Source organism: uncultured Sulfitobacter sp., from assembly GCF_964021855.1.
Taxonomy (GTDB): Bacteria; Pseudomonadota; Alphaproteobacteria; order Rhodobacterales; family Rhodobacteraceae; genus Sulfitobacter.
Window position 1 is genome coordinate 167,553 of the sequence record NZ_CAXHZD010000002.1, and the last position, 25,647, is coordinate 193,199.

At 55.5% G+C, this 25,647-nt stretch carries 38 protein-coding genes; 37 read left to right on the plus strand and 1 reads right to left on the minus strand.

Annotated features, from left to right (window positions below; translation table 11 throughout):
• Window positions 1-52 precede the first annotated feature (52 nt).
• From rpsJ to AADJ11_RS07035, 13 genes are all read left to right on the plus strand, one after another.
• The gene (gene rpsJ, locus AADJ11_RS06975; RefSeq protein WP_005849850.1) at window positions 53-370 is read left to right on the plus strand and encodes a 30S ribosomal protein S10; all 318 of its coding nucleotides are present in this window, start codon (window positions 53-55) and stop codon (window positions 368-370) included.
• An 18-nt stretch (window positions 371-388) separates the two neighbouring features.
• Window positions 389-1,273 carry a 50S ribosomal protein L3 gene (gene rplC, locus AADJ11_RS06980; protein WP_341233828.1) on the plus strand — a complete coding sequence of 295 codons (885 nt, stop codon included), beginning with the start codon at window positions 389-391 and terminating at the stop codon, window positions 1,271-1,273.
• The gene (gene rplD, locus AADJ11_RS06985; protein ID WP_341233829.1) at window positions 1,270-1,887 is read left to right on the plus strand and encodes a 50S ribosomal protein L4; all 618 of its coding nucleotides are present in this window, start codon (window positions 1,270-1,272) and stop codon (window positions 1,885-1,887) included. The genes rplC and rplD overlap by 4 nt, the downstream gene beginning before the upstream one ends.
• A complete protein-coding gene (locus AADJ11_RS06990) occupies window positions 1,884-2,180 on the plus strand; it encodes a 50S ribosomal protein L23 (RefSeq protein WP_341233830.1) in 297 nt (98 codons plus the stop codon). Before rplD ends, AADJ11_RS06990 begins: the two co-directional genes overlap by 4 nt.
• Before the next feature lie 282 nt (window positions 2,181-2,462).
• Entirely contained in the window at window positions 2,463-2,669 is a 207-nt protein-coding gene (locus tag AADJ11_RS06995) for a cold-shock protein (RefSeq protein ID WP_341233831.1), read from the plus strand.
• 229 nt (window positions 2,670-2,898) lie between these two features.
• A complete protein-coding gene (locus AADJ11_RS07000; protein WP_341233832.1) occupies window positions 2,899-3,627 on the plus strand; it encodes an MgtC/SapB family protein in 729 nt (242 codons plus the stop codon).
• 183 nt (window positions 3,628-3,810) lie between these two features.
• The gene (locus tag AADJ11_RS07005; protein ID WP_341233833.1) at window positions 3,811-4,674 is read left to right on the plus strand and encodes a DUF1206 domain-containing protein; all 864 of its coding nucleotides are present in this window, start codon (window positions 3,811-3,813) and stop codon (window positions 4,672-4,674) included.
• A 336-nt stretch (window positions 4,675-5,010) separates the two neighbouring features.
• Complete coding sequence (gene rplB, locus AADJ11_RS07010) at window positions 5,011-5,853, plus strand: 50S ribosomal protein L2 (protein ID WP_037228490.1); 843 nt, start codon at window positions 5,011-5,013, stop codon at window positions 5,851-5,853.
• Window positions 5,854-5,856: 3 nt separating this feature from the next.
• Window positions 5,857-6,135 carry a 30S ribosomal protein S19 gene (rpsS, locus tag AADJ11_RS07015; RefSeq protein WP_005849833.1) on the plus strand — a complete coding sequence of 93 codons (279 nt, stop codon included), beginning with the start codon at window positions 5,857-5,859 and terminating at the stop codon, window positions 6,133-6,135.
• Between the two features lie 3 nt (window positions 6,136-6,138).
• Window positions 6,139-6,519: a 50S ribosomal protein L22 gene (rplV, locus tag AADJ11_RS07020; protein ID WP_008228597.1), complete on the plus strand. Its 381-nt coding sequence runs from the start codon at window positions 6,139-6,141 to the stop codon at window positions 6,517-6,519.
• Window positions 6,519-7,226, plus strand: coding sequence for a 30S ribosomal protein S3 (rpsC, locus tag AADJ11_RS07025; RefSeq protein WP_093917638.1), 708 nt, complete (start codon window positions 6,519-6,521; stop codon window positions 7,224-7,226). Before rplV ends, rpsC begins: the two co-directional genes overlap by 1 nt.
• A 13-nt stretch (window positions 7,227-7,239) precedes the next feature.
• Window positions 7,240-7,653: a 50S ribosomal protein L16 gene (gene rplP, locus AADJ11_RS07030; RefSeq protein ID WP_008226768.1), complete on the plus strand. Its 414-nt coding sequence runs from the start codon at window positions 7,240-7,242 to the stop codon at window positions 7,651-7,653.
• 233 nt (window positions 7,654-7,886) lie between these two features.
• On the plus strand, window positions 7,887-8,084 hold the full coding sequence (locus tag AADJ11_RS07035) for a hypothetical protein (RefSeq protein ID WP_219579472.1): 198 nt from the start codon (window positions 7,887-7,889) through the stop codon (window positions 8,082-8,084).
• A 59-nt stretch (window positions 8,085-8,143) separates the two neighbouring features.
• On the opposite strand, the gene AADJ11_RS07040 is transcribed toward AADJ11_RS07035, so the two are convergent.
• Window positions 8,144-8,764 (minus strand): TIGR02466 family protein, encoded by a 621-nt coding sequence (locus tag AADJ11_RS07040; protein WP_219579473.1) that lies wholly within the window; start codon window positions 8,762-8,764, stop codon window positions 8,144-8,146.
• A 162-nt stretch (window positions 8,765-8,926) separates the two neighbouring features.
• On the opposite strand from AADJ11_RS07040, the gene rpmC reads away from it, so the two are divergent.
• From rpmC to AADJ11_RS07160, 24 genes are all read left to right on the plus strand, one after another.
• On the plus strand, window positions 8,927-9,133 hold the full coding sequence (gene rpmC / locus AADJ11_RS07045; RefSeq protein WP_093917642.1) for a 50S ribosomal protein L29: 207 nt from the start codon (window positions 8,927-8,929) through the stop codon (window positions 9,131-9,133).
• Between the two features lie 15 nt (window positions 9,134-9,148).
• Complete coding sequence (rpsQ, locus tag AADJ11_RS07050) at window positions 9,149-9,388, plus strand: 30S ribosomal protein S17 (RefSeq protein WP_093917643.1); 240 nt, start codon at window positions 9,149-9,151, stop codon at window positions 9,386-9,388.
• 157 nt (window positions 9,389-9,545) lie between these two features.
• The gene (rplN, locus tag AADJ11_RS07055) at window positions 9,546-9,914 is read left to right on the plus strand and encodes a 50S ribosomal protein L14 (RefSeq protein WP_093917644.1); all 369 of its coding nucleotides are present in this window, start codon (window positions 9,546-9,548) and stop codon (window positions 9,912-9,914) included.
• Window positions 9,914-10,225 carry a 50S ribosomal protein L24 gene (rplX, locus tag AADJ11_RS07060; protein ID WP_093731778.1) on the plus strand — a complete coding sequence of 104 codons (312 nt, stop codon included), beginning with the start codon at window positions 9,914-9,916 and terminating at the stop codon, window positions 10,223-10,225. The genes rplN and rplX overlap by 1 nt, the downstream gene beginning before the upstream one ends.
• Entirely contained in the window at window positions 10,218-10,781 is a 564-nt protein-coding gene (rplE, locus tag AADJ11_RS07065; protein ID WP_093917645.1) for a 50S ribosomal protein L5, read from the plus strand. The genes rplX and rplE overlap by 8 nt, the downstream gene beginning before the upstream one ends.
• Before the next feature lie 19 nt (window positions 10,782-10,800).
• Window positions 10,801-11,106, plus strand: coding sequence for a 30S ribosomal protein S14 (gene rpsN / locus AADJ11_RS07070; RefSeq protein WP_341233834.1), 306 nt, complete (start codon window positions 10,801-10,803; stop codon window positions 11,104-11,106).
• 12 nt (window positions 11,107-11,118) lie between these two features.
• Window positions 11,119-11,511 carry a 30S ribosomal protein S8 gene (gene rpsH, locus AADJ11_RS07075; RefSeq protein ID WP_093917647.1) on the plus strand — a complete coding sequence of 131 codons (393 nt, stop codon included), beginning with the start codon at window positions 11,119-11,121 and terminating at the stop codon, window positions 11,509-11,511.
• A gap of 10 nt (window positions 11,512-11,521) precedes the next feature.
• Window positions 11,522-12,055 (plus strand): 50S ribosomal protein L6, encoded by a 534-nt coding sequence (gene rplF / locus AADJ11_RS07080; protein ID WP_093917648.1) that lies wholly within the window; start codon window positions 11,522-11,524, stop codon window positions 12,053-12,055.
• Between the two features lie 11 nt (window positions 12,056-12,066).
• Window positions 12,067-12,426: a 50S ribosomal protein L18 gene (rplR, locus tag AADJ11_RS07085; protein ID WP_093917649.1), complete on the plus strand. Its 360-nt coding sequence runs from the start codon at window positions 12,067-12,069 to the stop codon at window positions 12,424-12,426.
• 109 nt (window positions 12,427-12,535) lie between these two features.
• Window positions 12,536-13,117 carry a 30S ribosomal protein S5 gene (rpsE, locus tag AADJ11_RS07090; protein WP_341233835.1) on the plus strand — a complete coding sequence of 194 codons (582 nt, stop codon included), beginning with the start codon at window positions 12,536-12,538 and terminating at the stop codon, window positions 13,115-13,117.
• A gap of 2 nt (window positions 13,118-13,119) precedes the next feature.
• On the plus strand, window positions 13,120-13,308 hold the full coding sequence (gene rpmD, locus AADJ11_RS07095; RefSeq protein ID WP_341233836.1) for a 50S ribosomal protein L30: 189 nt from the start codon (window positions 13,120-13,122) through the stop codon (window positions 13,306-13,308).
• Between the two features lie 561 nt (window positions 13,309-13,869).
• Window positions 13,870-14,352 carry a 50S ribosomal protein L15 gene (gene rplO, locus AADJ11_RS07100; RefSeq protein WP_341233837.1) on the plus strand — a complete coding sequence of 161 codons (483 nt, stop codon included), beginning with the start codon at window positions 13,870-13,872 and terminating at the stop codon, window positions 14,350-14,352.
• Window positions 14,353-14,471: 119 nt separating this feature from the next.
• The gene (secY, locus tag AADJ11_RS07105) at window positions 14,472-15,836 is read left to right on the plus strand and encodes a preprotein translocase subunit SecY (RefSeq protein ID WP_341233838.1); all 1,365 of its coding nucleotides are present in this window, start codon (window positions 14,472-14,474) and stop codon (window positions 15,834-15,836) included.
• Window positions 15,833-16,480 carry an adenylate kinase gene (locus tag AADJ11_RS07110; protein WP_341233839.1) on the plus strand — a complete coding sequence of 216 codons (648 nt, stop codon included), beginning with the start codon at window positions 15,833-15,835 and terminating at the stop codon, window positions 16,478-16,480. The genes secY and AADJ11_RS07110 overlap by 4 nt, the downstream gene beginning before the upstream one ends.
• A 325-nt stretch (window positions 16,481-16,805) precedes the next feature.
• The gene (gene rpsM / locus AADJ11_RS07115) at window positions 16,806-17,174 is read left to right on the plus strand and encodes a 30S ribosomal protein S13 (RefSeq protein WP_341233840.1); all 369 of its coding nucleotides are present in this window, start codon (window positions 16,806-16,808) and stop codon (window positions 17,172-17,174) included.
• Window positions 17,175-17,187: 13 nt separating this feature from the next.
• Window positions 17,188-17,577: a 30S ribosomal protein S11 gene (gene rpsK, locus AADJ11_RS07120; RefSeq protein WP_008226467.1), complete on the plus strand. Its 390-nt coding sequence runs from the start codon at window positions 17,188-17,190 to the stop codon at window positions 17,575-17,577.
• 117 nt (window positions 17,578-17,694) lie between these two features.
• Complete coding sequence (locus AADJ11_RS07125; protein ID WP_093917656.1) at window positions 17,695-18,711, plus strand: DNA-directed RNA polymerase subunit alpha; 1,017 nt, start codon at window positions 17,695-17,697, stop codon at window positions 18,709-18,711.
• Window positions 18,712-18,846: 135 nt separating this feature from the next.
• Entirely contained in the window at window positions 18,847-19,266 is a 420-nt protein-coding gene (gene rplQ, locus AADJ11_RS07130) for a 50S ribosomal protein L17 (RefSeq protein ID WP_176250635.1), read from the plus strand.
• Window positions 19,267-19,397: 131 nt separating this feature from the next.
• Window positions 19,398-20,768, plus strand: coding sequence for a trypsin-like peptidase domain-containing protein (locus AADJ11_RS07135; RefSeq protein WP_341234469.1), 1,371 nt, complete (start codon window positions 19,398-19,400; stop codon window positions 20,766-20,768).
• 3 nt (window positions 20,769-20,771) lie between these two features.
• On the plus strand, window positions 20,772-22,079 hold the full coding sequence (locus AADJ11_RS07140) for a replication-associated recombination protein A (RefSeq protein WP_341233841.1): 1,308 nt from the start codon (window positions 20,772-20,774) through the stop codon (window positions 22,077-22,079).
• Between the two features lie 31 nt (window positions 22,080-22,110).
• Complete coding sequence (gene crcB, locus AADJ11_RS07145) at window positions 22,111-22,491, plus strand: fluoride efflux transporter CrcB (protein WP_341233842.1); 381 nt, start codon at window positions 22,111-22,113, stop codon at window positions 22,489-22,491.
• The gene (locus AADJ11_RS07150; RefSeq protein ID WP_341233843.1) at window positions 22,488-23,537 is read left to right on the plus strand and encodes an RluA family pseudouridine synthase; all 1,050 of its coding nucleotides are present in this window, start codon (window positions 22,488-22,490) and stop codon (window positions 23,535-23,537) included. Before crcB ends, AADJ11_RS07150 begins: the two co-directional genes overlap by 4 nt.
• Before the next feature lie 74 nt (window positions 23,538-23,611).
• Window positions 23,612-24,325: an ATP12 family protein gene (locus tag AADJ11_RS07155; RefSeq protein WP_341233844.1), complete on the plus strand. Its 714-nt coding sequence runs from the start codon at window positions 23,612-23,614 to the stop codon at window positions 24,323-24,325.
• Window positions 24,326-24,510: 185 nt separating this feature from the next.
• Window positions 24,511-25,527: an amino acid ABC transporter substrate-binding protein gene (locus tag AADJ11_RS07160; RefSeq protein WP_341233845.1), complete on the plus strand. Its 1,017-nt coding sequence runs from the start codon at window positions 24,511-24,513 to the stop codon at window positions 25,525-25,527.
• Window positions 25,528-25,647 lie beyond the last annotated feature (120 nt).

Here is a 25,647-nt window from a genome sequence, read left to right on the forward strand (position 1 = left end):
GATGAGGCGTCTCTTCCTCTTCGTTTCTACTCCCAATGAGGGATGATGACATATGGCACAAAGCCAAAACATCCGCATCCGGCTAAAGGCGTTTGATTATCGTGTGTTGGATGCGTCCACACAAGAGATCGTCAACACTGCCAAGCGCACCGGTGCCTCTGTTCGCGGCCCAATCCCGCTGCCGAACAAGATCGAAAAATTCACTGTTCTGCGTGGCCCACACGTTGACAAGAAATCCCGTGACCAGTTCGAAATCCGCACGCACAAGCGTTTGCTGGATATCGTTGATCCGACCCCCCAGACCGTGGACGCGCTGATGAAGCTCGACCTGGCCGCTGGTGTGGACGTCGAGATCAAGCTGCAGTCATAAGCGTAGGAGGGTAATATTATGTTGCGCTCAGGCGTTATTGCAAAAAAGATGGGCATGACCCGTTTGTTCATGGAAGACGGCAAGCAGATTCCTGTAACCGTTCTCCAGCTCGACAAACTTCAGGTTGTTGCACAGCGTACCACTGAAAAGGACGGCTACACAGCTGTTCAGCTTGGTGCAGGTACAGCCAAGGTCAAGCGTACATCGCAGGCCATGCGCGGTCACTTTGCTGCGGCAAAGGTTGAACCAAAGCGTAAGGTTGCGGAGTTCCGCGTGGACCCCGAAGCCATGTTGAATGTCGGCGAAGAAATCATCGCCGATCACTACTTTGCAGGTCAGTATGTTGACGTTGCAGGCACATCCATCGGTAAAGGTTTTGCCGGTGCGATGAAGCGCCACAACTTTGGCGGTCTGCGTGCGACACACGGTGTTTCCGTGTCTCACCGTTCGCACGGTTCCACCGGTCAGTGTCAAGATCCCGGTAAGGTTTTCAAAGGCAAAAAAATGGCCGGTCACATGGGTTCCGCCCGTGTTACTACTCAGAACCTCGAAGTTGTCAAAACTGACACCGTTCGTGGCCTGATCATGGTCAAAGGCGCCGTTCCAGGCTCCAAAGGTGGTTGGGTGACTGTTAAGGACGCGGTGAAAAAGCCGTTCCCAGACAGCGCAATCCTGCCCGCCGCTTTGAAATCCGCCGCTGAAGAAGCCGCAAAAGCAGCTGAAGAAGCCGCCGCAGCAGCCGCTGCAGAGGCCGAAGCAGAAGCCAAGCGTTTGGCCGAAGAGCAAGCCGCAACGGAAGCTGCCGCAATGGCAGAGGCCGAAGCGTCCATTGAATCGGACAAAGAAGAAGCTGGTGATCAAAGCGAAACTTTGGACGAGACCAAGAAGGAAGGTGACGAATGAAACTCGATGTCATCAAACTCGACGGTGGTGCAGCTGGATCAATCGACCTGGACGAGGCCCTGTTTGGTCTTGAGCCACGTGCCGACATCCTGCACCGCGTCGTCCGCTGGCAGCGTAACAACGCGCAGCAAGGTACGCACAAGGTCAAGACACGGTCCGAGGTCAGCTATTCGACCAAGAAGATCTATCGTCAGAAAGGCACCGGCGGCGCACGCCACGGCGCACGTTCTGCACCGATCTTCCGTTCGGGTGGTATCTACAAGGGTCCAACCCCTCGTAGCCACGGCCACGAGCTGACCAAGAAGTTCCGCAAGCTGGGTCTTCGCCACGCTTTGTCCTCTAAGGCAAAGACAGGCAACCTGGTTATCATCGACGATGCCGCATCGGATGGGAAAACCGCAGCACTGGCCAAGCAGGTTAAGAACCTCGGCTGGAAACGCGCGTTGATCATCGATGGCGCGTCTGTGAACGAAAACTTCTTGCAAGCCGCGCGCAACATCGAAGGTCTGGATATCCTGCCAACGATGGGTGCAAACGTCTATGACATCCTCAAGCGTGATACTCTTGTGATCACCAAGTCGGGGATTGAAGCACTGGAGGCCCGTTTGAAATGAGCACCAAGCACCAACACTACGATGTGATCCGCAAGCCGATCATCACCGAGAAAGCAACAATGGCGTCTGAAAACAACGCCGTCGTTTTCGAAGTGGCAATCGAAAGCAACAAGCCAATGATCAAAGAAGCTGTTGAAGCTCTCTTTGGCGTCAAGGTGAAGGCCGTGAACACGACCATCACCAAAGGCAAGTCCAAGCGTTTCCGTGGCCAAATGGGCCGCCGCAAGGACGTCAAAAAGGCATATGTTACGCTCGAAGAGGGTAACACCATCGACGTATCCACCGGGTTGTAATCCGGGCGGTGGGTTTGCACCCACCCTACGCAAATCGCAAAAGCCCCTCGCAGCAAGGCGGGGGGCTTTCTGCATTTCCAACGGGTGTGATACTTAAGGCGCGTATCCGCTTGTTTTCCCCGTTTCGGTTTAAAAGCTTGTGTTCTGCCTCATAAGGGCAGATGGGAGGGGGGCAACGTTACGACTATCGTCATCACTGCTCCTTACGGCTCAGTCTTTCGATCTATGAATGACCTAGCCGCCCTGCCGCATTCCGCGGGCAGATTTATAAGGAATACGATAATGGCCACTGGCACAGTAAAATGGTTCAACACCACAAAAGGTTTTGGTTTTGTAGCACCCGAGGGTGGCGCAAAGGACGTATTCGTCCACATCTCCGCAGTTGAGCAAGCAGGCCTGACGGGTCTGTCCGATGATCAAAAGATCACTTTCGACATCGAAGCCGGCCGTGACGGTCGTGAATCAGCAACAAACATCCAACTGGCATAAGCCGGTCCGTCCCTTCGGGGGCTGATGTTTGAGAGTTTTGAAAGGGCGTGGCTTTAGGGCCGCGCCCTTTTGCTATTCCGATAGGGTGATCAAGGATTAAGCGGGTGGCACCGTGGCCATCCCATCCAGTCGCCAAATGTCGCGAATGTTGCTTAATGTGTTGCTGGGGTCTCTGCTTCGCTGTGATCAGATGATATGGCTAAGGGACAGCGCCGAGGAGACCAAACCATTGAGCCACAACTATTTTGACATCGACCTCGCGTTTCTCTTTGCGTTCCTGAACATGGCCGTGGCCCTAGTGCTCGGTGCCATCATCGGGTCTGAGCGTCAGTTCCGGGGCCGGATGGCAGGCTTGCGGACCAACGCGCTCGTCTCGCTGGGGGCGGCTGGCTATGTCACATTTGCAGCGCTCTTTCCCGAGGACATCAACCCCACACGCGTCGCCGCACAGGTGGTGTCGGGCATCGGCTTTCTGGGTGCGGGCATCATCTTTCGCGACGGGTTCAACATCCAAGGGATCAACACAGCGGCGACCTTATGGTGTGCTGCTGCCGTTGGGCTGATCTCGGGCACGGGTCATGTGGGTTATGCGGTGGCGTTAACGTCTTTGATCGTCTTCTCGAACCTGGGCCTGCGGCCTGTGGTGAAAAAGCTGAAAAAGGTGGCCGAGAAGTCGGCGGGGGCAGGATTGTATTTCGACCTGACTTTTGAATGCAGGCTTGAAGACGAAAAACAAATCCGCGCGGCCATCATCGACCACCTGCGCGACGAAGCGTTGGAGCTGTGCCAAATCGTCAGCCGCACCGACAATAAGATCGTCGAAATCGTCGCACAGGTCTGCGGTACCGAAGACGCCGCGGCAAAGGTCGAGCGGACCGTGTCCAACGTTTCGCTGTCTCCCGGCTTGCTTAGGGCAGGCTGGTCCGTCGCCGAGGAAAGCGAAGTGGGTTTTAAGTAGGGGGCGCTGGTCCAGGCGTGCTCTTTTACCCTTGCCTATCGCTTGACCGTTAGCTCGCAGACTTCCCATTTCGGAACAATTAGGGAGAGGCGGCGTTCTTCAGTATGCCTGCTGAATATTCGGCCCCATAGCATTTCGGGTGCTGTTGCAAATTCGGCTGGATCATAATGTTGGGGACAACCGATGAGCAAAACCGCGCAGCAAAAAATTCTGGAGCATGTCGACCCAAGCGATTTTGCGTGGGCTATACCCATCATGCGCGCGGGGTACGCCGGGCGGGGCCTTGCCTATCTCGTCGTTGCGGGGGTGTCTTTGTGGTCAATCCTGCAAGGTGGGCAGGCCGAAGGCACAAAGGCGGCTATGCAGTCGCTGAATGGCATGGTGGGCGCGATGATTGTCGGGCTGATCGCGGCAGGAATGTTTGCCTATGCTATCTGGCGGGCCGTCGATAGCATATGGGATCTTGAGGCATACGGCACGTCAGCAAAGGGGATATTGGCGCGGCTTGGTATGTTTTTAACCGGTGCTGTTCATGCGGGTATCGGCGTGCTGGCGGTAACGGCGCTTGGCGCTGCCTCATCCGGGTCTGGCGGTAAGGAAATGCTGGATCGCATTCTACAATCGCCGGCAGGGGTGTGGGCGGTTGGTCTTGTCGGCATTGTGACAGTCGCAACCGGATTTTACTATTTCTATAAAGCAATATCGCAATCCTACAGAGAGCACCTTCAAGGAAACCACTTTACACTGCATTGGAACCCGGTTCTGCGGGTCGGGCTTGCAGCACAGGGCATCGGGATCATCATCATCGGTGGCCTGATCGCCTATGCGGCCCTAAGCACGAATGCATCCGAAGCGGGAGGGTTGGGGTCAGCCTTTGATTGGTTGGGCGATCAGGCATACGGCCGTATTCTGGTGGCAGCACTTTGCATTGGCTTGCTTGGCTTTTCGTTGTTTTGCTTTGTAAATGCAGCATATCGTATTGTTCCAAAAGCATCCGATCGGTCGGTGCAAAGCCTGTCGGCCAAGGTTCAGGAACTTGCGGCATAAGTTTTTCTTGTCGCTGCATCGCCTAAGAATGCCAAGCAGTGGCTGTGTCTATTGAGAGATAGGCGTGCACAAACGCTGAATCTTCGACAACGTGGTGCTTAGTTCGGCCTGATGGCTTGACCCTATCCCCATCCTAACCTAAACGACCCCATCGGCAGCGCCCCGGATTCGTCCGGGGCTGTGTTGTTTTGTGCGTTGGTGGGTTTCACCCACCCTACGCCGGTCGGGCAGAGGGGTTCTTTGCCAGACATTCAAATTGGGGACCTTCGGGGCCCTATAACCATCTCGGCCTCAACTTGTTGAAGTCGGGCACAAGCAAAACGGAAGACAGAAAACATGGCACTAAAGTCGTATAAACCGACGACGCCAGGCCAGCGTGGGCTGGTACTGATCGACCGTTCGGAGCTTTGGAAAGGTCGCCCAGTTAAAGCCCTCACAGAGGGTCTTAGCAAGCACGGCGGACGGAACAACACCGGACGGATCACAATGCGTCGCAAGGGTGGTGGTGCAAAGCGCCTCTACCGCATCGTCGATTTCAAGCGCAACAAGCTGGACATGTCCGCGGTTGTCGCACGTATCGAATATGACCCTAACCGGACCGCATTCATCGCACTGATCCAGTACGAAGATGGCGAACAGGCTTACATCCTGGCACCGCAGCGTATTGCTGTTGGCGACAAGGTGATTGCTTCGGCCAAGGCCGACATCAAGCCTGGTAACGCTATGCCATTCTCGGGCATGCCTATCGGTACGATCATTCACAACATCGAAATGAAGCCAGGCAAGGGCGGTCAGATCGCTCGTGCTGCCGGTACCTACGCTCAGTTCGTAGGCCGTGATGGTGGATATGCTCAGATCCGTTTGTCCTCGGGCGAACTGCGTCTGGTGCGTCAGGAATGTATGGCCACCGTTGGTGCTGTATCGAACCCTGACAACTCCAACCAGAACTACGGTAAAGCGGGCCGCATGCGTCACAAGGGCATCCGCCCATCTGTGCGTGGTGTTGTTATGAACCCGATCGATCACCCACATGGTGGTGGTGAAGGCCGGACATCGGGTGGTCGTCACCCTGTTACGCCTTGGGGCAAGCCCACAAAGGGTGCAAAAACCCGCAACAAGAACAAAGCGTCCAGCAAGCTTATCCTACGCTCGCGTCACGCCAAGAAGAAGGGGCGTTAATAGATGTCTCGTTCAGTATGGAAAGGTCCTTTTGTTGACTCTTATGTCCTCAAAAAGGCCGAAGCCTCCCGCGAAAGCGGTCGCAGCGAAGTGATCAAAATTTGGTCGCGCCGTTCAACGATCCTGCCACAGTTTGTTGGCCTGACGTTCGGTGTGTACAACGGTCACAAGCACATCCCTGTAAACGTCAGCGAAGAGATGATTGGTCAGAAGTTTGGTGAATATTCGCCAACTCGCACCTATTATGGTCACGCAGCCGACAAAAAAGCGAAGCGGAAATAAGCCATGAGCAAGGATAAAAATCCCCGCCGCGTGGCCGACAACGAAGCCCGTGCAAAACTGCGCATGCTTCGCACAAGCCCGCAGAAACTGAACCTCGTCGCAGCAATGATCCGCGGCAAGAAGGTAGACAAGGCCCTCACGGACCTGACCTTCTCGAAAAAGCGGATCGCAGCAGATGTGAAGAAATGTCTTCAGTCCGCAATCGCGAACGGCGAAAACAACCACAACCTTGACGTGGATGAACTGGTCGTTGCCGAAGCATATGTCGGCAAAAACCTGATCATGAAGCGTGGTCGTCCACGTGCGCGTGGCCGTTTCGGCAAGATCATCAAGCCGTTTTCGGAAATCACGATTGTCGTGCGTCAAGTTGAGGAGCAAGCATAATGGGTAATAAAGTAAACCCGATCGGTATGCGTCTTCAGGTCAACCGCACCTGGGACAGCCGCTGGTACGCTGACACGAAGGACTATGGTGATCTTCTGCTGGAAGACCTCGCCATCCGCGCCTTCATCAAGAAAGAATGTGCACAGGCCGGTATCGCCCGTGTGATCATCGAACGCCCACACAAGAAGTGCCGCGTTACGATCCACACAGCACGTCCCGGTGTGATCATTGGTAAAAAAGGTGCAGACATCGAAGGTCTGCGTCAGAAAATCGCCAAAATCACCAAGTCTGACCTGCACCTCAACATCGTTGAAGTTCGCAAGCCAGAGCTGGACGCCGCACTTGTTGGTGAATCCATCGCACAGCAATTGGAACGCCGGGTCTCTTTCCGTCGCGCCATGAAGCGTGCCGTACAGAACGCCATGCGTATGGGTGCCCTTGGTATCCGCGTGAACGTTGCTGGTCGTCTGGGTGGTGCAGAAATCGCGCGTACCGAATGGTACCGTGAAGGCCGCGTGCCGCTCCACACTCTGCGTGCTGACATCGATTACGCACATGTCGAAGCGATGACTGCCTATGGTATCATCGGGATCAAGACCTGGATCTTCAAAGGCGAGATCATGGAACATGACCCGGCAGCGCGTGACCGCAAGGCACAAGAAATGCAAGACGGCCCAGCACCTCGCGGTGCCGGCGGTCGTCGCTAAGGGGGAATGAAAGATGCTACAACCAAAGCGTACGAAATTCCGCAAGCAGCACAAAGGCAAAATCAAAGGTCTTGCAAAGGGCGGGTCTGACCTGAACTTTGGTACCTTTGGCCTGAAGGCTCTGGAGCCTGAGCGTGTAACAGCGCGTCAGATCGAAGCTGCACGTCGTGCCATGACGCGTCACATGAAGCGTCAAGGCCGTGTCTGGATCCGGATTTTCCCGGATCTGCCAGTTACGTCGAAGCCTACCGAAGTCCGTATGGGTAAAGGTAAAGGTTCCGTTGATTACTGGGCATGCCGCGTCAAGCCTGGCCGCGTGATGTTTGAAATCGATGGCGTTAACGAAGACATCGCTCACGAGGCCCTGCGCCTTGCTGCGATGAAGCTGCCGATCAAAACACGCGTTGTGGTCCGCGAGGACTGGTAATCGTGTGGGTTTCACCCACCCTACTTGGGGTTGGTGGAACCTATTGATACCGTATCAATTTAGAAGCCCCCGCTGAGTGATCAGCGGGGGCTTTTTGCGTCTGAGTAGCCGGCATGCGTGGGTTTCACCCACCCTACGTAGGGTGGGTGAAACCCACGCATGCCATGCTGGCCAACCTGTCCCTCTGGGTCTAAGGTGACGCAAAGACGACCACCCACACAAAGGTCACTCCCATGAAGCAAGTCCCCAAGCCCACCACTGACGAAGACCTCATCAAAGAGTTCCTCAACAAAGGCGGCACCATCAAAAAGGGCAAGACCAAGCCGATGCCGGATGATCTGGGTCTGTCCAACAATCAATGGGGCAATAAGCTGACCAAGGAAGAGAAAGCCGCGGTCAAGGAGCAGGAAGAGGCGCGCAAGAAACGGTAGGGTGGGTGAAACCCACCGCTCTGTCATTTCACCGCAACCAAGGTATTATTATTCCGACGTCACGCCCAGGCGTAGTTGAACGAGACCGAGATGCGGTCTTCTTCTGCCATGTTCATCGGCACCTCGTGGCGCAGCCAGCTTTCCCATAGCAGCACATCACCGACGACCGGCTTGGCATAAACGAACTGGCGCAGTTCCTGTGGGGCGTCTTTCAGACGACCGGGGGCTGCCATCATCATCGGCAGGCGCGGGTCTTCAAGCTTTAGCGCGCTCGTGCCTTCGGGCATTGCCACATAGGTGGTGCCGGATATCACCGAATGCGGGTGGATATGCGCCGTGTGAATGCCGCCTTCGGGCAGGATGTTGATCCAGATGTCTTCCAGCTTCAACTTCCGACCGTCCAGATCAAACGCCAGATCCTTGGCGAATGCTTTGACATGTTTATCCAACGCCTTTTTCACCGTCTTAAAGATCGGGAACCGCCACGGCAGGTCGGTCAGGGACGCATAGCTGGTGTATCCGGGAAAATCGTTTTGATCGCACCATTCCTGGCCGGCCTCGTCATCCTCCGCAATGCTCAGGCATGCGGCCTCCAGCTCGGACGGGTCCACTGGTTTGCCATGCTCGGACAAGGGGGCGCGGTACAGGCGGGTGACGAAAAGGGAATCTATTTGTGACATGAGGGACCTTCTACAGCAGGTAGGGCAGGGTGGCGATACGGTTTTACGCAAAGGTTGCTTGCCAACTGCGTATAACGGCTATAGAGGAACCTTTCACATGAACTCCACCAGAATCATGGTCACCCATAAGGGGCCTACTGGTGATGTCGAAAGGAACAGGCGATGAACGCCAAGGAACTGCACGACAAGACACCCGACCAGCTTCGGGATGAACTTGTTAACCTGAAAAAAGAAGCTTTCAACCTGCGTTTTCAGCAAGCCACTGGCCAGCTGGAAAACCCTGCACGTTTGAAGACCGTAAAGCGTGACGTCGCACGTGTTAAAACCGTTCTCAACCAGAAAGCCGCAACCGCGGCATCTGCTGAATAATAGGAGCCTGAGAGTATGCCCAAACGTATCCTGACAGGCACCGTGACAAGCGATGCCAACGCACAAACAGTAACTGTATCGGTCGAGCGTCGCTTTACCCACCCGGTTCTGAAAAAGACAATCCGTAAGTCCAAGAAATACCGGGCTCACGATGAGAACAACACATTCAAAGTGGGCGACAGCGTTCGCATCATCGAATGTGCACCAAAGTCGAAAACCAAACGTTGGGAAGTTCTGGAAGCCGCTGAGGCCTAAAGAACTGCTCGTTCGGGCGCGGCACCCTTGTTTCCCTTGACTCTGAGGGGCGCAGGGGCCAAACGCACGGACGAGATGCCCGTTTTGGGCAGACCAATTTAATCGAAACCCTGGGGAACGGGCACGCATCGCCCCCCAGAAGGTCGGGAGAAACCAAATGATCCAGATGCAGACCAACCTGGATGTTGCTGACAACAGCGGCGCTCGCCGTGTTCAGTGCATCAAGGTATTGGGTGGTTCCAAGCGTAAATACGCATCCGTCGGCGACGTTATTGTCGTGTCGGTCAAGGAAGCCATCCCTCGCGGTCGTGTGAAAAAGGGTGACGTGCGTAAAGCCGTCGTCGTTCGCACTGCCAAAGAAGTTCGTCGTGACGATGGCACAGCCATCCGTTTCGATCGCAACGCAGCAGTTATCCTGAACAACTCGAACGAGCCCGTAGGTACACGTATCTTCGGACCAGTTGTTCGCGAATTGCGCGCCAAAAACTTCATGAAGATTATCTCGCTTGCGCCGGAGGTGCTGTAATGGCTGCTAAACTTCGCAAAGGTGACAAGGTCATCGTGCTTGCTGGCAAAGACAAGGGTAAGACGGGTTCCATCTCGTCTGTTGACCCAAAGGCCAACAAAGCAATCGTAGACGGTATCAACATGGCAATCCGCGCCACGCGTCAGTCCCAGACGTCGCAAGGTGGTCGTATTCCCAAAGCGATGCCAATCGATCTGAGCAACCTGTCGCTGGTTGATGCCAACGGCAAGGCAACCCGCGTTGGCTTTAAGATCGAAGGCGACAAGAAAGTGCGCTTTGCAAAAACCACGGGGGACGTAATCGATGCTTGATACTGCAACATATACACCCCGCCTCAAGGGCGTTTACAACGACACAATCCGTGCCGCTCTTAAGGAAGAGTTCGGTTACAAGAACGACATGATGGTCCCTCGCTTGGACAAAATCGTTCTGAACATCGGCTGTGGCGCTGAAGCTGTCCGTGACAGCAAGAAAGCAAAATCCGCTCAGGAAGATCTGACAACGATTGCAGGCCAAAAAGCGCTGACAACCATTGCCAAGAAATCCATCGCTGGTTTCCGCGTTCGTGAAGACATGCCTTTGGGTGCGAAAGTTACCCTGCGCGGCGAGCGGATGTATGAATTCCTGGATCGTCTGATCACGATCGCAATGCCACGTATCCGCGACTTCCGCGGCATCAACGGCAAAAGCTTTGACGGCCGTGGCAACTACGCCATGGGCTTGAAAGAGCACATCGTATTCCCTGAAATCGACTTTGATAAAGTTGATGAGACTTGGGGAATGGACATCGTGATCGCCACCACGGCGAAAACCGACGCTGAAGCGAAGGCACTGTTGAAAGCGTTCAACATGCCCTTCAACTCATAAGCGCGGGGAGGATTTAGATATGGCTAAGAAATCCATGATCGCACGCGAAAAGAAGCGTGAAGCACTGGTCAAGAAGTACGCTGTAAAGCGCGCTGCCTTGAAAGAGATCGTAAGCGATCAAGAGAAGCCCATGGAAGAGCGTTTTCGCGCTTCCTTGGCGCTGGCGAAACTGCCTCGCAACTCCAGCGCTGTGCGTCTGCACAACCGCTGCCAGCTGACAGGCCGTCCGCACGCTTATTATCGTAAACTGAAAATTTCGCGGATCGCGTTGCGGGATCTTGGCTCAAGCGGCCAAATCCCCGGCATGGTCAAGTCGAGCTGGTAAGGAGCGCATCACATGAACGATCCTATCGCAGATATGCTGACACGCATCCGTAACTCCTCGTTGCGCGGTAAATCCACTGTCATGACCCCAGCTTCCAAGCTGCGTGCATGGGTATTGGACGTACTGGCCGACGAAGGTTACATCCGCGGCTATGAAAAGACGACGGGCGCCGATGGCCACCCCGCCATCGAAATCAGCCTCAAGTATTACGAGGGCGAACCTGTTATTCGCGAATTGAAGCGGGTTTCCAAACCCGGTCGTCGCGTCTACATGGGCGTCAATGACATTCCCGTTGTCCGTCAGGGCCTCGGTGTGTCGATTGTCTCCACCCCCAAGGGTGTGATGTCGGATCAGAATGCACGGCACGCCAACGTTGGCGGCGAAGTGCTCTGCACCGTATTCTAAGGAGAACAAAATGTCTCGTATTGGTAAAAAACCGGTCGACCTGCCCAGCGGTGTTTCTGCATCGGTCAGCGGTCAGACCATCGAAGTCAAAGGCCCAAAAGGTACACGTACCTTTAAAGCAACTGACGACGTTACAATGAGTGTCGAAGACAACGTGGTAACCATTACACCACGTGGCAAGTCCAAGCGTGCACGCCAGCAGTGGGGCATGAGCCGCACTATGGTTGGCAACTTGGTCACAGGTGTCACCGAAGGTTTCAAGAAAGAGCTTGAGATCCAAGGTGTTGGTTATCGTGCTGCCATGACTGGCAACTCGCTGAAACTGAACCTGGGCCTGTCGCACGACGTTGACTACACACCGCCAGCCGGTGTGACCGTCACGGTACCGAAACAGACCGAGATTGTGGTAGAAGGCATTGACGAACAGCTAGTTGGTCAAGTCGCCGCGAACATCCGCCAATGGCGCAAACCAGAGCCCTATAAAGGCAAAGGTATCCGCTATAAAGGTGAGTTCGTCTTCCGCAAAGAAGGCAAGAAGAAGTAAGGATAGCTCAGATGGCAAACAGCAAAAGACAACTGTTTCTGAAACGCCGCCTGCGCGTTCGGAACAAGCTTCGTCGGGTCAACGCAGGGCGTCTTCGCCTTTCCGTTCACCGCTCGAACAAAAACATCAGCGCCCAGCTGATCGACGATGTCAAAGGGGTCACATTGGCTTCCGCGTCCTCGCTCGAAAAAGATTTGGGTGTTGTTGGCAAGAACAACATCGACGCAGCGACCAAAGTAGGTTCGGCAATTGCCGAGCGTGCTAAAAAGGCCGGTGTGACCGAAGCATATTTTGACCGTGGCGGTTTCCTGTTCCACGGCAAAGTAAAAGCTTTGGCCGATGCAGCCCGCGAAGGCGGTCTGAAAATCTAAGACAGCGTAGGCGGCACGCGATGTGCCGCCTCGATGATCCGGGGGCCTGTCGGGCCCACTAGGATTGACCAAGAAAGGCGCTTGCGCCGTACCAAAAGGATGATGCCGCATGGCAAGAGATGACAACCGGGGTGGCAATCGCCGCAACCAACGCGACGAGACCCCAGAATTCGCCGACCGCCTAGTGGCGATCAACCGTGTTTCCAAGACCGTTAAGGGTGGTAAGCGTTTTGGCTTCGCCGCACTTGTCGTTGTTGGTGACCAAAAAGGCCGCGTAGGCTTTGGTAAAGGTAAAGCGAAAGAGGTTCCTGAAGCCATTCGCAAAGCCACAGAGCAAGCTAAGCGCCAAATGATCCGCGTTCAGCTGCGTGAAGGCCGTACACTGCACCACGACATGGAAGGCCGTCACGGTGCCGGTAAAGTGGTTATGCGTACAGCACCAGAAGGTACCGGTATCATCGCCGGTGGTCCGATGCGTGCCGTTTTCGAAATGCTGGGCATCAAGGACGTTGTGTCCAAGTCCATCGGTTCGCAAAACCCATACAACATGATCCGCGCCACTATGGACGGTCTGAAAAAAGAATCCTCCCCTCGTTCGGTCGCACAGCGTCGCGGCAAGAAGGTTGCGGACATTCTGCCCAAGCGTGAGGACAATGTTGAATCGTCCGCACAAGTGGCTGAGGAGGCATAAGCATGGCCAAGACTATTGTAATCAAGCAGATTGGTTCGCCAATCCGCCGCCCCGCCGACCAGCGCGCTACGTTGATCGGTCTGGGTCTGAATAAAATGCACCGTGTACGCGAGCTGGAAGACACACCTTCCGTCCGCGGCATGATCCGCAAGATCTCTCACATGGTAGAGATCCTCGAAGAAAAAGGCTGAGGTTACGGTGGGTTTCACCCACCCTACCAACACGCCGTAGGGTGGGTGAAACCCACCTTGAATAGAACGCCTCGCAGGAAACTGCGGGGCGTTTTTTTGTGGACAATGGTTAATAGGGGGTTAACGCTTGGGTTGTGCGATCTATTTCGACGCATTTTTCAATCCATGGATATATTATGAAACTTATCCTCAAATCGTTTTCGTTCGCTATTTTACTCAACATCTTTTGCTTTCCGGCTACCGCCGCGTCTTTTGCTACGGTAGGCGTAAGCCAGACCATGATCGAACACGGGGGCGGATGTAGAAAATCGTCACCTGCGGGGCAATGTTGTCATGCAGGTTCCAAGCCACTGCATTGCCACTAGGGCATCGCCAGCCGTGGTTTGGTGGGCTGGCTGATCAGCTATGCTAACTAGTCGAAACACGGCACTCGTGACTTGATAACTCTGCTGGGGGTGGCTATACGCCCCCAGTGGCCACCAATCCGCCACAAGAATCATGAAACGCCGCGTTTGGCCGCTCCCGTCGCTGGGGGTCACATCCGGCAAAAGGAGAAGCGACATGAAACTGCATGAACTGTCTGATAACGAAGGCGCCACCAAGAAACGCAAGCGCGTTGGCCGTGGTCCTGGTTCCGGCACCGGTAAAATGGGTGGCCGTGGTATCAAAGGTCAAAAATCCCGTTCGGGTGTAGCAATCAACGGTTACGAAGGCGGTCAAATGCCATTGTACCAACGTCTGCCAAAGCGCGGCTTTACCAAGCCGAACCGCAAAGCATACGCAGTTGTGAACCTGGGCCTGATCCAGAAATTCATCGACGAGAAAAAGATCGACGCCGGTGCCGCAATCACCGAAGACGCGCTGATCTCTTCCGGTCTGGTACGTCGCAAGCTGGACGGTATTCGCGTTCTGGCCAAGGGCGATTTCACCACCAAGGTTGACCTGCAGGTTACCGGTGCGTCCAAGTCCGCAGTCGAAGCCGTAGAGAAAGCGGGCGGCAAATTGACCGTCACAGCACCTGCCGCGGCGAACGCAGACGCGTAACCTACCCTTTTGCCTTGTGAGCGGGCCGCGTCCCGCTTACATAGTCAATCGAGTTTTCCCAAATGCCGCCCGCCGGAAAACGGCTCGGGCGGCGTTTTTGCAAAGAAAGAGCCCTAATCATGGTATCAGCCGTCGAAAGCATGGCCGCCAACACCAGTTGGTCCGCGTTGGGCAAGGCCACAGACCTTCGCAACCGGATTCTATTCACACTGGGTTTGCTGATCGTTTATCGCCTTGGCACGTTCATCCCGGTTCCCGGCATTGACGGCACCGCCCTACGCCAGTTCATGGAAAGCGCAGGTCAGGGCATCGGCGGCATGGTTTCGATGTTTACCGGCGGCGCGCTTGGCCGCATGGGCATCTTTGCCTTGGGTATTATGCCCTATATTTCGGCCTCGATCATCGTTCAGTTGATGACATCGATGGTGCCCGCGCTTGAGCAGCTCAAGAAAGAGGGCGAACAGGGCCGCAAGAAGATTAACCAATATACACGGTTCGGTACCGTCGCTTTGGCGACGTTGCAGGCCTATGGCTTGGCTGTCTCGCTTGAGGCGGGTGATATTGCGGCCGATCCCGGCATGTATTTCCGTATCGCGTGTATGATCACGCTGGTCGGCGGCACCATGTTCCTGATGTGGCTGGGTGAGCAAATCACCGCACGCGGCATCGGTAACGGTATTTCGCTGATCATCTTTGTCGGCATTATCGCCGAAGTTCCAGCCGCCATTGCGCAGTTCTTCTCCTCCGGTCGGTCCGGTGCGATCAGCCCTGCGGTGATTGTTGGCGTGTTGGTGATGGTGATCGCGACGATCATGTTTGTGGTGTTTATGGAGCGCGCCCTGCGCAAGATCCATATCCAGTACCCGCGCCGTCAAGTTGGTCAGAAGATGTATGATGGTGGGTCGTCGCACCTGCCGGTCAAGGTTAACCCAGCCGGTGTTATCCCAGCGATCTTTGCCAGCTCGCTTTTGCTGCTGCCGGTGACGATCAGCACGTTCTCGGGCAATTCCACGGGTCCTGTTATGTCGGTTCTGCTGGCAAACTTTGGCCCCGGCCAACCGTTGTACCTGCTGTTCTTTGTCGCGATGATCGTTTTCTTTGCCTATTTCTATACCTTCAACGTCAGCTTTAAGCCTGACGAGGTTGCGGACAACCTGAAGAACCAGAACGGTTTTGTGCCTGGCATTCGCCCCGGCAAGAAAACAGCCGAATATCTGGAATATGTTGTTAACCGTGTCTTGGTATTGGGGTCCGCGTATCTTGCGGCGGTCTGTATCCTGCCCGAGATTCTGCGCGGCCAGTTCGCCATTCCATTCTACTTTGGTGGTACTTCAGTTCTTATTGTTGTTTCGGTAACGATGGACACCATCCAACAAGTGCAAAGCCATCTGCTTGCACATCAATACGAGGGTTTGCTTGAACGGTCACAGTTGCGTGGCAAGACAGGTAAATCCCGCAAAAAACGGAGCCCAGCACGTAAATGAATATTATTCTGCTTGGACCGCCCGGAGCGGGCAAAGGAACACAGGCGCGTCATCTGGTTGAGACACGCAATATGGTTCAGCTTTCGACGGGCGACATGCTGCGCGAAGCAAAAGACAGCGGCACGGAGATGGGCAACATGGTCGCCGATGTTATGGCACGCGGCGATCTGGTCACCGACGAGATTGTGATCGGCCTGATCCGCGAAAAGCTGGAAGACACAACCGAGCATGGTGGCTTCATTTTCGACGGTTTCCCCCGCACGCTGGCCCAAGCCACCGCATTGGATGAGCTGCTGAAAGCGACAGGCAAAACGCTTGACCATGTGATTGAGCTGCGGGTGAATGATGATGCGCTGGTTAAACGGATTGCTGGCCGGTCCACCTGCGGAAACTGCGGTGAAGTGTACCACGACGTGACCAAGCCGCAGCCTGCTGATGGCAAATGCATCAAATGCGGCGCGTCTGATTTCAAACGCCGGGCTGACGACAACGAAGAAAGCCTGCGCAACCGTCTGATGGAATACTACAAGAAGACATCGCCATTGTTGGGCTACTACTATGCCCATGACCTGCTGAAGCGGGTTGACGGCTTGGCCGACATCAATGTGGTTCAAGCGAGCATCGCGGCAATCCTAGACGCCTGATTGCGCGGCTAGAGAACCGAATTTCTAAAACGGCACCGTTGTATCGCAGCGGTGCTGTTTTATATAGAAGATTACGATTTTGGCACGGCGCGCACGCCATCCGCCCCTGAATGCTGGCGGTAAGGCCAATCGTGGGTTGACGCTTGTTGTAAATGGCAATAACCAGCCGTATCTCGTAAGAGAATCGAATTGTGCCGGGTCTAGATCAAGCCCTTCACATGAACACCTGATCAGCTGCAGCCCGATGGCAATTAACGCCTCGGGCTTCACGTTGTGAAAAAAGGGTCTGGTATCACGGACCCGCAACGAAAAAGGAATAGCACACGTGGCACGTATTGCCGGCGTAAACATCCCGACTGCAAAGCGGGTTCCAATCGCCCTCACATATATCACTGGTATCGGTAACTCTTCGGCTGCGCAAATCTGCGAAGCGGTTGGCATCGATAACGCCCGTCGTATCAACGAACTTTCGGATGCCGAAATCCTGAAAATTCGCGAATACATCGACGAAAACTTCTCTGTTGAAGGCGACCTGCGTCGCGAGACACAGATGAACATCAAGCGTCTGATGGACCTTGGTTGCTACCGTGGCCTGCGTCACCGTCGTAACCTGCCGGTTCGCGGTCAGCGTACCCACACCAACGCTCGCACTCGCAAAGGCCCTGCAAAGGCCATTGCTGGTAAGAAGAAATAAGGGGGTCTGATCAATGGCACGCGAAAAGACAAAAACAAAGCGTAAGGTCAGCAAGAACATCGCCGCAGGTGTGGCGCATGTTAACAGCTCCTTCAACAACACAAAAATTCTGATCTCTGACGTTCAGGGCAATGCAATTGCATGGTCTTCGGCCGGCACCATGGGTTTCAAAGGGTCGCGTAAATCGACACCTTACGCTGCCCAAATGGCCGCTGAAGATGTGGGCAAGAAAGCACAAGACCACGGCGTGAAAACGCTGGAAGTCGAAGTGCAAGGCCCAGGTTCGGGCCGTGAAAGCGCATTGCGCGCTTTGGCTGCTGCTGGTTTCAATATCACATCGATCCGTGACGTGACACCAATGGCGCACAACGGTTGCCGCCCCCCAAAGCGCCGCCGCGTCTAAGGGCATATATTATTTATGGGGTCGCGCCTTTGCGTGCGGCCCCGTTCTGCTTTTCTGAAACCTCGGGAGTTTCTTCGCCGTTTGGACATGGGGCAAGAGACAAGAATGGAGGGACGTATGATCCACAAAAATTGGGCTGAATTGATTAAACCACAGCAGTTGGACGTAAAGCCGGGTAATGACCCAGCACGTCAGGCCACTGTGATCGCAGAACCGCTTGAGCGCGGTTTTGGTTTGACCATGGGCAACGCGCTGCGCCGCGTTCTGATGTCTTCGCTGCAAGGCGCTGCCATCACATCTGTACAAATCGACAATGTTTTGCACGAGTTTTCCAGCGTGTCTGGTGTGCGTGAAGACGTCACCGACATCGTTCTGAACCTCAAGGGTGTTTCCTTGCGCATGGAAGTCGAAGGGCCAAAGCGCCTGTCGATTTCGGCAAAAGGCCCTGGTGTTGTTACTGCTGGTGACATCTCTGAAAGCGCCGGGATCGAGATCCTGAACCGCGATCACGTGATCTGCCACCTGGATGACGGTGCCGACGTATACATGGAACTGACCGTAAACACGGGCAAGGGCTATGTTGCAGCGGATAAGAACAAGCCAGAAGACGCGCCAATCGGGTTGATCCCAATCGATGCGATCTATTCGCCAGTGAAAAAAGTGTCTTATGACGTGCAACCGACCCGCGAAGGTCAGGTGCTGGATTATGACAAACTGACGATGAAGGTCGAAACCGATGGTTCGATCACGCCAGACGATGCGGTCGCATTTGCTGCGCGCATTCTGCAAGACCAGCTGGGCATCTTCGTCAACTTTGACGAGCCTGAATCTGCGTCGCGTCAGGATGATGACGATGGCCTGGAATTCAACCCGCTGCTGCTGAAGAAAGTAGACGAGTTGGAACTGTCTGTTCGTTCCGCGAACTGCCTGAAGAACGACAATATCGTATATATTGGCGATCTGATCCAGAAGACCGAAGCCGAAATGCTGCGCACGCCGAACTTTGGCCGCAAGTCCTTGAACGAGATCAAGGAAGTGCTGTCGGGTATGGGTCTGCACCTTGGTATGGACGTCGAGGACTGGCCACCGGACAACATCGAAGACCTCGCCAAGAAGTTCGAGGATTCGTTCTAAGAATTCATGCGGTGGGGAGCGATCCCCACCACATGCAAGACTGGGCCACGAGGGCCCCAAGGAGAGTTGGCGCTACGCACGTCAGCCGGACAAAGTAAAACCGCCCGTAGAGGGCATATCGTTGGAGACTAGAAAATGCGTCACGCACGTGGTTACCGCCGCCTGAACCGTACTCATGAACACCGCAAAGCGTTGTTCTCGAACATGGCAGGCTCGCTCATCGAACATGAGCAAATCAAAACAACCTTGCCAAAAGCAAAAGAATTGAAGCCGATCATTGAAAAAATGATCACGCTTGCCAAGCGCGGCGATCTGCACGCGCGCCGTCAGGCAGCAAGCAAGCTGAAGCAGGATCAGTATGTCGCGAAATTGTTCGACATCCTTGGACCACGCTACAAAGACCGTCAAGGCGGCTATGTTCGCGTGTTGAAAGCGGGCTTCCGCTATGGCGACATGGCACCGATGGCCATCATCGAATTCGTAGATCGCGACCGCGATGCGAAAGGCGCAGGCGACAAAGCCCGCGTTGCAGCATACGAAGTTGCCGAAGACTAAAGCCTTCTACTTTGTAGAAGATTTAAAGGCCCCTGCTGTCGCAGGGGCTTTTTTTATGCCTTCGGCGAGGATTTTAGACCATTTGGAATATGGGTGTTGCGCAAGGCCGTTTGGCTGCGCATATCTTGGGTATGAAATATTTCCTGATCTTGCTTGCCCTCGTTTCACTGCCCCTTCATGCGCAAACGGTGCCGACATCTGCATCGCAAATGCAACTTAGCTTTGCCCCTTTGGTGAAAGAGGCGGTGCCAGCTGTCGTGAATATCTATGCGCGTAAGATCGTGCAAAGCAGCCGGACGCCCCTGCAAGCCGATCCCTTTTTCGAACGCTTTTTCCAAAGCCCTGATGCCGGTCGCCCGCGGGTGCAAAATTCCCTTGGGTCGGGGGTGATATTGTCCGAGGACGGGATTGTGGTGTCGAATTACCACGTTGTCGGGATGGCGACGGACATCCGTATCGTGCTTGCCGACCGCCGTGAATTTTCGGCCCGTGTGATGCTAAGCGATGCCGAGAGCGATTTGGCGATCCTCAAGATTGACGATGTGGCAGACCTGCCGTTTCTGAGCTTGCGCAACAGTGATGATGTCGAGGTTGGTGAACTTGCGCTGGCCATCGGGAACCCCTTTGGTGTCGGACAGACCGTAAGCAGCGGTATCGTTTCGGGACTTGCGCGGTCGGGTGGCATGAATGGTGGCGGGCAGGGCTATTTCATCCAGACCGATGCGCCGATCAATCCGGGCAATTCCGGCGGTGCTTTGATCGATATGCAAGGCGATTTGATTGGCATCAATACATCCATCCTGACCAGTTCGGGTGGGTCAAACGGCATCGGTTTTGCCATCCCCGCCAATCTGGTCGCGGCGTTTGTGGAACAGGCGCGGAAAGGGGCTGCGCGATTTGCGCGACCTTGGGCTGGGCTTAGCGGGCAGGCGGTTGATGCCGATATGGCAGCGCCATTGGGGCTGGACCGGCCCGGCGGTATTATTCTTTCGGGATTGCATCCGGTCAGCCCGTTTCTGGAAGCGGGGTTTCGTGTAGGCGATGTGATTATCGCCGTTGACGGTCAGGATGTGCATTCGCCCGCCGAAATGATTTACCGGATGAGCGTGGCGGGTTTGGGCAAAGAAGCCGTTATTACGCGCCTGCGAGACGGTGCGCAGAGCGACGTTGTGGTGTCATTGATCGAAGCACCGGAGGAGCCGCCGCGTGATGCGGTTGTTTTAGGCGAACGCGAGCTGTTGCCCGGTCTGAAACTGGCGCGGATCAATCCGGCGGTTTTGTCCGAACTGAACCTGTCGCTTGAGGTGGAAGGGGTTGCCGTGATGGACGTCGGTGCCTTTGGCCTGCGGGTTGGGTTGCGCCCCGGCGATGTCATCTTGGCTGTGAACGGTCAAAATGTGCAGACGCCTGCGCAAGTGCGCACGGCGTTCAAAGGCAAACGCAGTGCCGAATTATTTGTGCAACGCGGCGGGCAGCGACTGTCCCTGCGGTTTCGGATTTAGGCCGTGGCGGATCTGTTTGGCAGTCCTAAAGTCGTAGCAGAAGGGGGGCATCGCCCGCTTGCGGACCGGTTGCGACCAAAATCCTTGGCCGAGGTGATCGGACAACGGCAGGTATTGGGCCCGGATGCGCCGCTGACGGTAATGCTTGAATCCGGGTCTTTGGGATCGCTGATTTTCTGGGGGCCGCCGGGCGTTGGTAAAACCACGATCGCGCGGCTGCTGGCGGATGAGACCGACCTACATTTTGTCCAAATCAGCGCGATATTCAGCGGTGTTCCCGAATTACGCAAGGTGTTCGAGGCGGCCAAGATCAGGCGGCAGAACGGGCAGGGGACATTGCTGTTCGTTGACGAAATCCACCGTTTCAACAAGGCGCAGCAAGACGGTTTCCTGCCGCATATGGAGGACGGTACGATTCTGTTGGTCGGTGCGACCACGGAAAATCCGTCTTTCGAGCTGAACGCCGCTGTGCTGAGCCGTTCGCAAGTGTTGGTGCTTGAACGCTTGCCGCATGCCGATCTTGAGCTGCTGGCAGAGCGGGCGGAGGCCGAACTGGGCCGTCCCTTGCCTTTGGATAGTGCCGCGCGGGAAAATCTGCTTGAGATGGCGGATGGGGACGGGCGCGCCTTGCTGAACCTGATCGAACAGGTCGCGGCGTGGAAAGTGGACGGCGCGTTGAATGGGAAGGCGCTATCGGCGCGGTTGATGCGGCGGGCGGCACAGTACGACAAAGGTGGCGACGCGCATTATAATCTGATCTCGGCGCTGCATAAATCGGTGCGTGGGTCAGACCCTGATGCGTCGCTTTATTGGTTGGCACGGATGTTGGAGGGTGGCGAGGACCCCCGCTATCTGATGCGTCGGATCACCCGCATGGCGGTTGAGGACATCGGGCTGGCTGATCCTCAGGCGCAAGCGATCTGCCTGCAGTCATGGGAAACATATGAACGGTTGGGGTCGCCTGAGGGGGAATTGGCCTTGGCCCAAGCTGTGACCTATCTGGCGTTGGCACCAAAATCGAACGCGGCCTATGTCGCGTATAAATCTGCACGGCGCGCCGCAAAACAGACCGGGTCCGCCCCGCCGCCCAAACATATCATGAATGCGCCCACCAACCTGATGAAAGATCAGGGGTACGGTGCGGGCTATGCCTATGACCATGATGCCGAAGACGGGTTTTCGGGGCAGAACTACTTTCCCGACGGGATGGAGCGGCCGCAGTTGTATCAGCCCGTTGAACGTGGGTTCGAGCGCGACTTGAAAAAGCGGCTCGATTATTTCGAAAAGCTGCGCGCGACGCGCAAAACTTGACAATCCGCGCGCAACGCGTGACAGACCGCAGATGATTTCTACCCTGTTCTTTGTGGCCCTTGGTGGTGCGATTGGCGCGTCCTTGCGATACCTTTGGGGTGTCGGGATTATGCGTGCCTTTGGCATTCTGGATTTTCCGGTGGCTGTGTTGACGGTGAACATTTTGGGATCGTTCATTATGGGGCTGTTCATTGTGGCAGCCGCGCAAAAAGGCCTGACCCATCTGAACCCGTTCATTGCGACGGGTATCTTGGGCGGCTTTACGACGTTCTCATCGTTTTCTCTGGAAACGGTAACACTGATCGAGCGCGGCCAGATCGCATCGGCAGGGATATATGTGGCACTGTCAGTCGGACTGTCGGTGCTAGGATTAATGCTGGGCCTGATGGTGGCCAGAGGAGTATTTGCATGAGCCGGGTTCAGAACCTGATCATTGAACAGGGCGACGGGGATCAGCGGTTGGACCGCTGGTTCAAACGTATGTTCCCGCTGATCAGTCAGGGGCGTATCGAAAAGATGTGCCGCAAGGGTGAAATTCGTGTCGATGGGGGGCGTGTCAAAGCGTCTACGCGGCTAGAGGTGGGGCAGGAAATTCGCATTCCGCCGCTGCCCGATACGGAGGCCCCGCCGCCACCCAAACGCACGCGGATTTCGGATGCGGATGCCAAGTTCATCCGGTCCTGCGTGATTTACCGCGACGATTATATCATCGCGCTGAACAAGCCGCCGGGCCTGCCCGTGCAGGGTGGGTCAGGGCAATCTGATCGCCACGTTGATGCCTTGGCCGATGCGCTGATGTTTGATCTGGATGAAAAGCCACGCCTTGTGCACCGCTTGGATAAAGACACCTCGGGTGTGCTGATCATGGCGCGCACGCGGTCGATTGCGGCTGATCTGACATCATCGTTCAGGCACCGCCAAACGCGCAAGATTTACTGGGCGGCTGTCGCAGGTGTACCGCACCCCAAGAACGGCACGATCAAATTCGGTTTGGTCAAGGCGTTCGGTCACGGTGCGCGGGGGGAGGGCGAAAAGATGTACTGCGTCCATCCCAAGGACATGGACACCACCGAAGGGGCAAAGCGCGCCACGACGGATTACGCGACATTGGCACAAGCGGGCAACCGCACCTGTTGGGTTGCGCTGATCCCCGTCACCGGTCGTACGCACCAGCTGCGTGCACATATGGCAGAGATCGGGCATCCGATTGTCGGTGACGGCAAATACGGTGGCTCTGGCCAGGAAAACATGGGCGACGGTTGGGGCGCGCAACTGGGCGGCGATATCTCGAAAAAGCTGCATCTGCATGCGCGGTCCTTGACGCTTGAGCATCCGGTGACCAAGGCCCGACTGAACCTGATCGCGCCGATGCCTGACCATATGGTGCGCACGTGGAACACGTTCCAATGGTCGCCATCGGATGTACCCGCTGACCCGTTCGAGGAAGACTGGGCGTAAGCGCAGCAGGGCACCTGATCAGTCCGCCCGATCAGGTGCCCTGCAGTGCCGACCCAAATCTGGAGCATTGAAAAATGAGTGATTGGAAAGCCAAACGCTTTTGGAAAGAGGCGCAGGTTGTCCCCCGTGACGGGGGGCATTCGGTCGAGCTGGACGGTCGCCCGATCAAAACGCCGGCAAAGCAGTTGCTGGTGTTGCCAACGGCCAAGATGGCCGATGCAATTGCCGCTGAATGGCAGGCGCAGGACGGGGTGATCAACCCGCAAACGATGCCATGCACAAAAACCGCCAATGCCGCGATCGACAAGGTTGCGGTTCAGCATACCGAAGTCGCCGATATGTTGGCGGCATATGGCGATTGCGATCTGCTATGTTACCGGGCGGACAGCCCGCAAGAGCTGGTCGAGCGGCAAAGTGCTGTCTGGGACCCGATGCTTGACTGGGCGGAGGATGCGTTAGGCGCAAGGTTGCAGCCGCGCACAGGTATCATGCATGTGCCCCAAGACCCCGACGTGTTTGCGGGTCTGACCCGCCGGACACATGCCTTGGATCACTTTGAATTGGCGGCATTCCACGACCTTGTCAGCCTGTCTGGATCACTGGTTTTGGGCTTTGCTGCGGCGATGAATGCCCGCGAAATGGAATCGCTTTGGGACATGTCGCGCCTGGATGAGATCTGGCAGGCCGAATTATGGGGCAAAGACGATGATGCAGAAGCGCTCGCCGCCGCCAAAAAGGGCAGTTTTCTTCACGCAAAGTTAATGTTTGACCTGAGCAAAGGCACCTAGCTGGGAAACTAGGCGGTTGCCCTTTGGTCGAGGCTGTTTTTTAGGCATATAGCCTTGACGCGCCGGCATAAATTCGCCCAAACTCCGTAGCACTAATGGGATCATTCCATTAAAATAGCCTCCGACCCAAAAAAGGTGTCGGTTAAACCACCCATGAACGTGGTGGAAATCAGGAAGAGGTAACTATGAATAAATCCGTATTTTTCGGTGCGCTGACAGTTGCTGGCGTTCTCGCCGGTGCGTCCGCGGCCGCAACACTTGACGACGTGAAAGCGCGCGGCAAGCTGAACTGTGGTGTAACAACTGGTCTTGTCGGCTTTGCCGCACCAAACGCCAATGGCGAATGGGAAGGTTTCGACGTTGCGGTATGCCGCGCAGTCGCAGCCGCCGTTTTCGGTGATCCAACAGCAGTTGAATTCATTCCAACAACCGGCAAAACACGCTTCACAGCGCTTGCCTCGGGCGAGATCGACTTTCTTGCGCGTAACACAACATGGACGTTCTCCCGCGATGTCGACCTGAAGTTCGACTTCATCGGTGTGAACTACTATGACGGCCAAGGCTTCATGGTTCCAAAATCCTTGGGCGTTTCTTCCGCCAAGGATCTGGATGGCGCGACTGTCTGCATTCAAACCGGTACAACAACCGAACTGAACCTTGCTGACTTCTTCCGCTCCAACAACATCTCGTACGAGCCCGTGCCAATCGAGACAAACGCCGAAGGCCAGCAGCAGTACCTTGCCGGTGCATGCGACACCTACACAACTGACGCATCCGGCCTGGCATCCACACGTGCCACATTCGAGAACCCTGGCGATCACGTGATCCTGCCAGAAATCATCTCGAAAGAGCCTTTGGGTCCAGTGGTTCGCCACGGCGACAACGACTGGGGCGACGTGACACGTTGGGTTCTGTACGCTTTGATCGCAGCTGAAGAGCTGGGCGTTACATCGGCAAACGTCGAAGAAATGTCCATGAACACAACCAACCCCGAAGTTGCCCGCCTGTTGGGTTCCGAAGGTACGTTGGGTGAAATGTTGGGTCTTGAAGCCAACTGGGCCAAGAACGCAATCGCGTCTCAAGGCAACTACGGTGAAATCTTTGCCAAGAACATCGGCGAAGAAACACCAATCGGTCTGGCCCGTGGCCTGAACGCTCAGTGGACAGATGGCGGCCTGATGTACGCGCCTCCTTTCCGCTAAGAACTTTGCCAAAGGGCGTGGATTTTTCCACGCCCTTTGCGCCTTTCAAGACAAAAAAACAAAACCGGCCAGCGATATCGAATGATGCGCATGAATGGATCCGGAACACAGGGATAATCT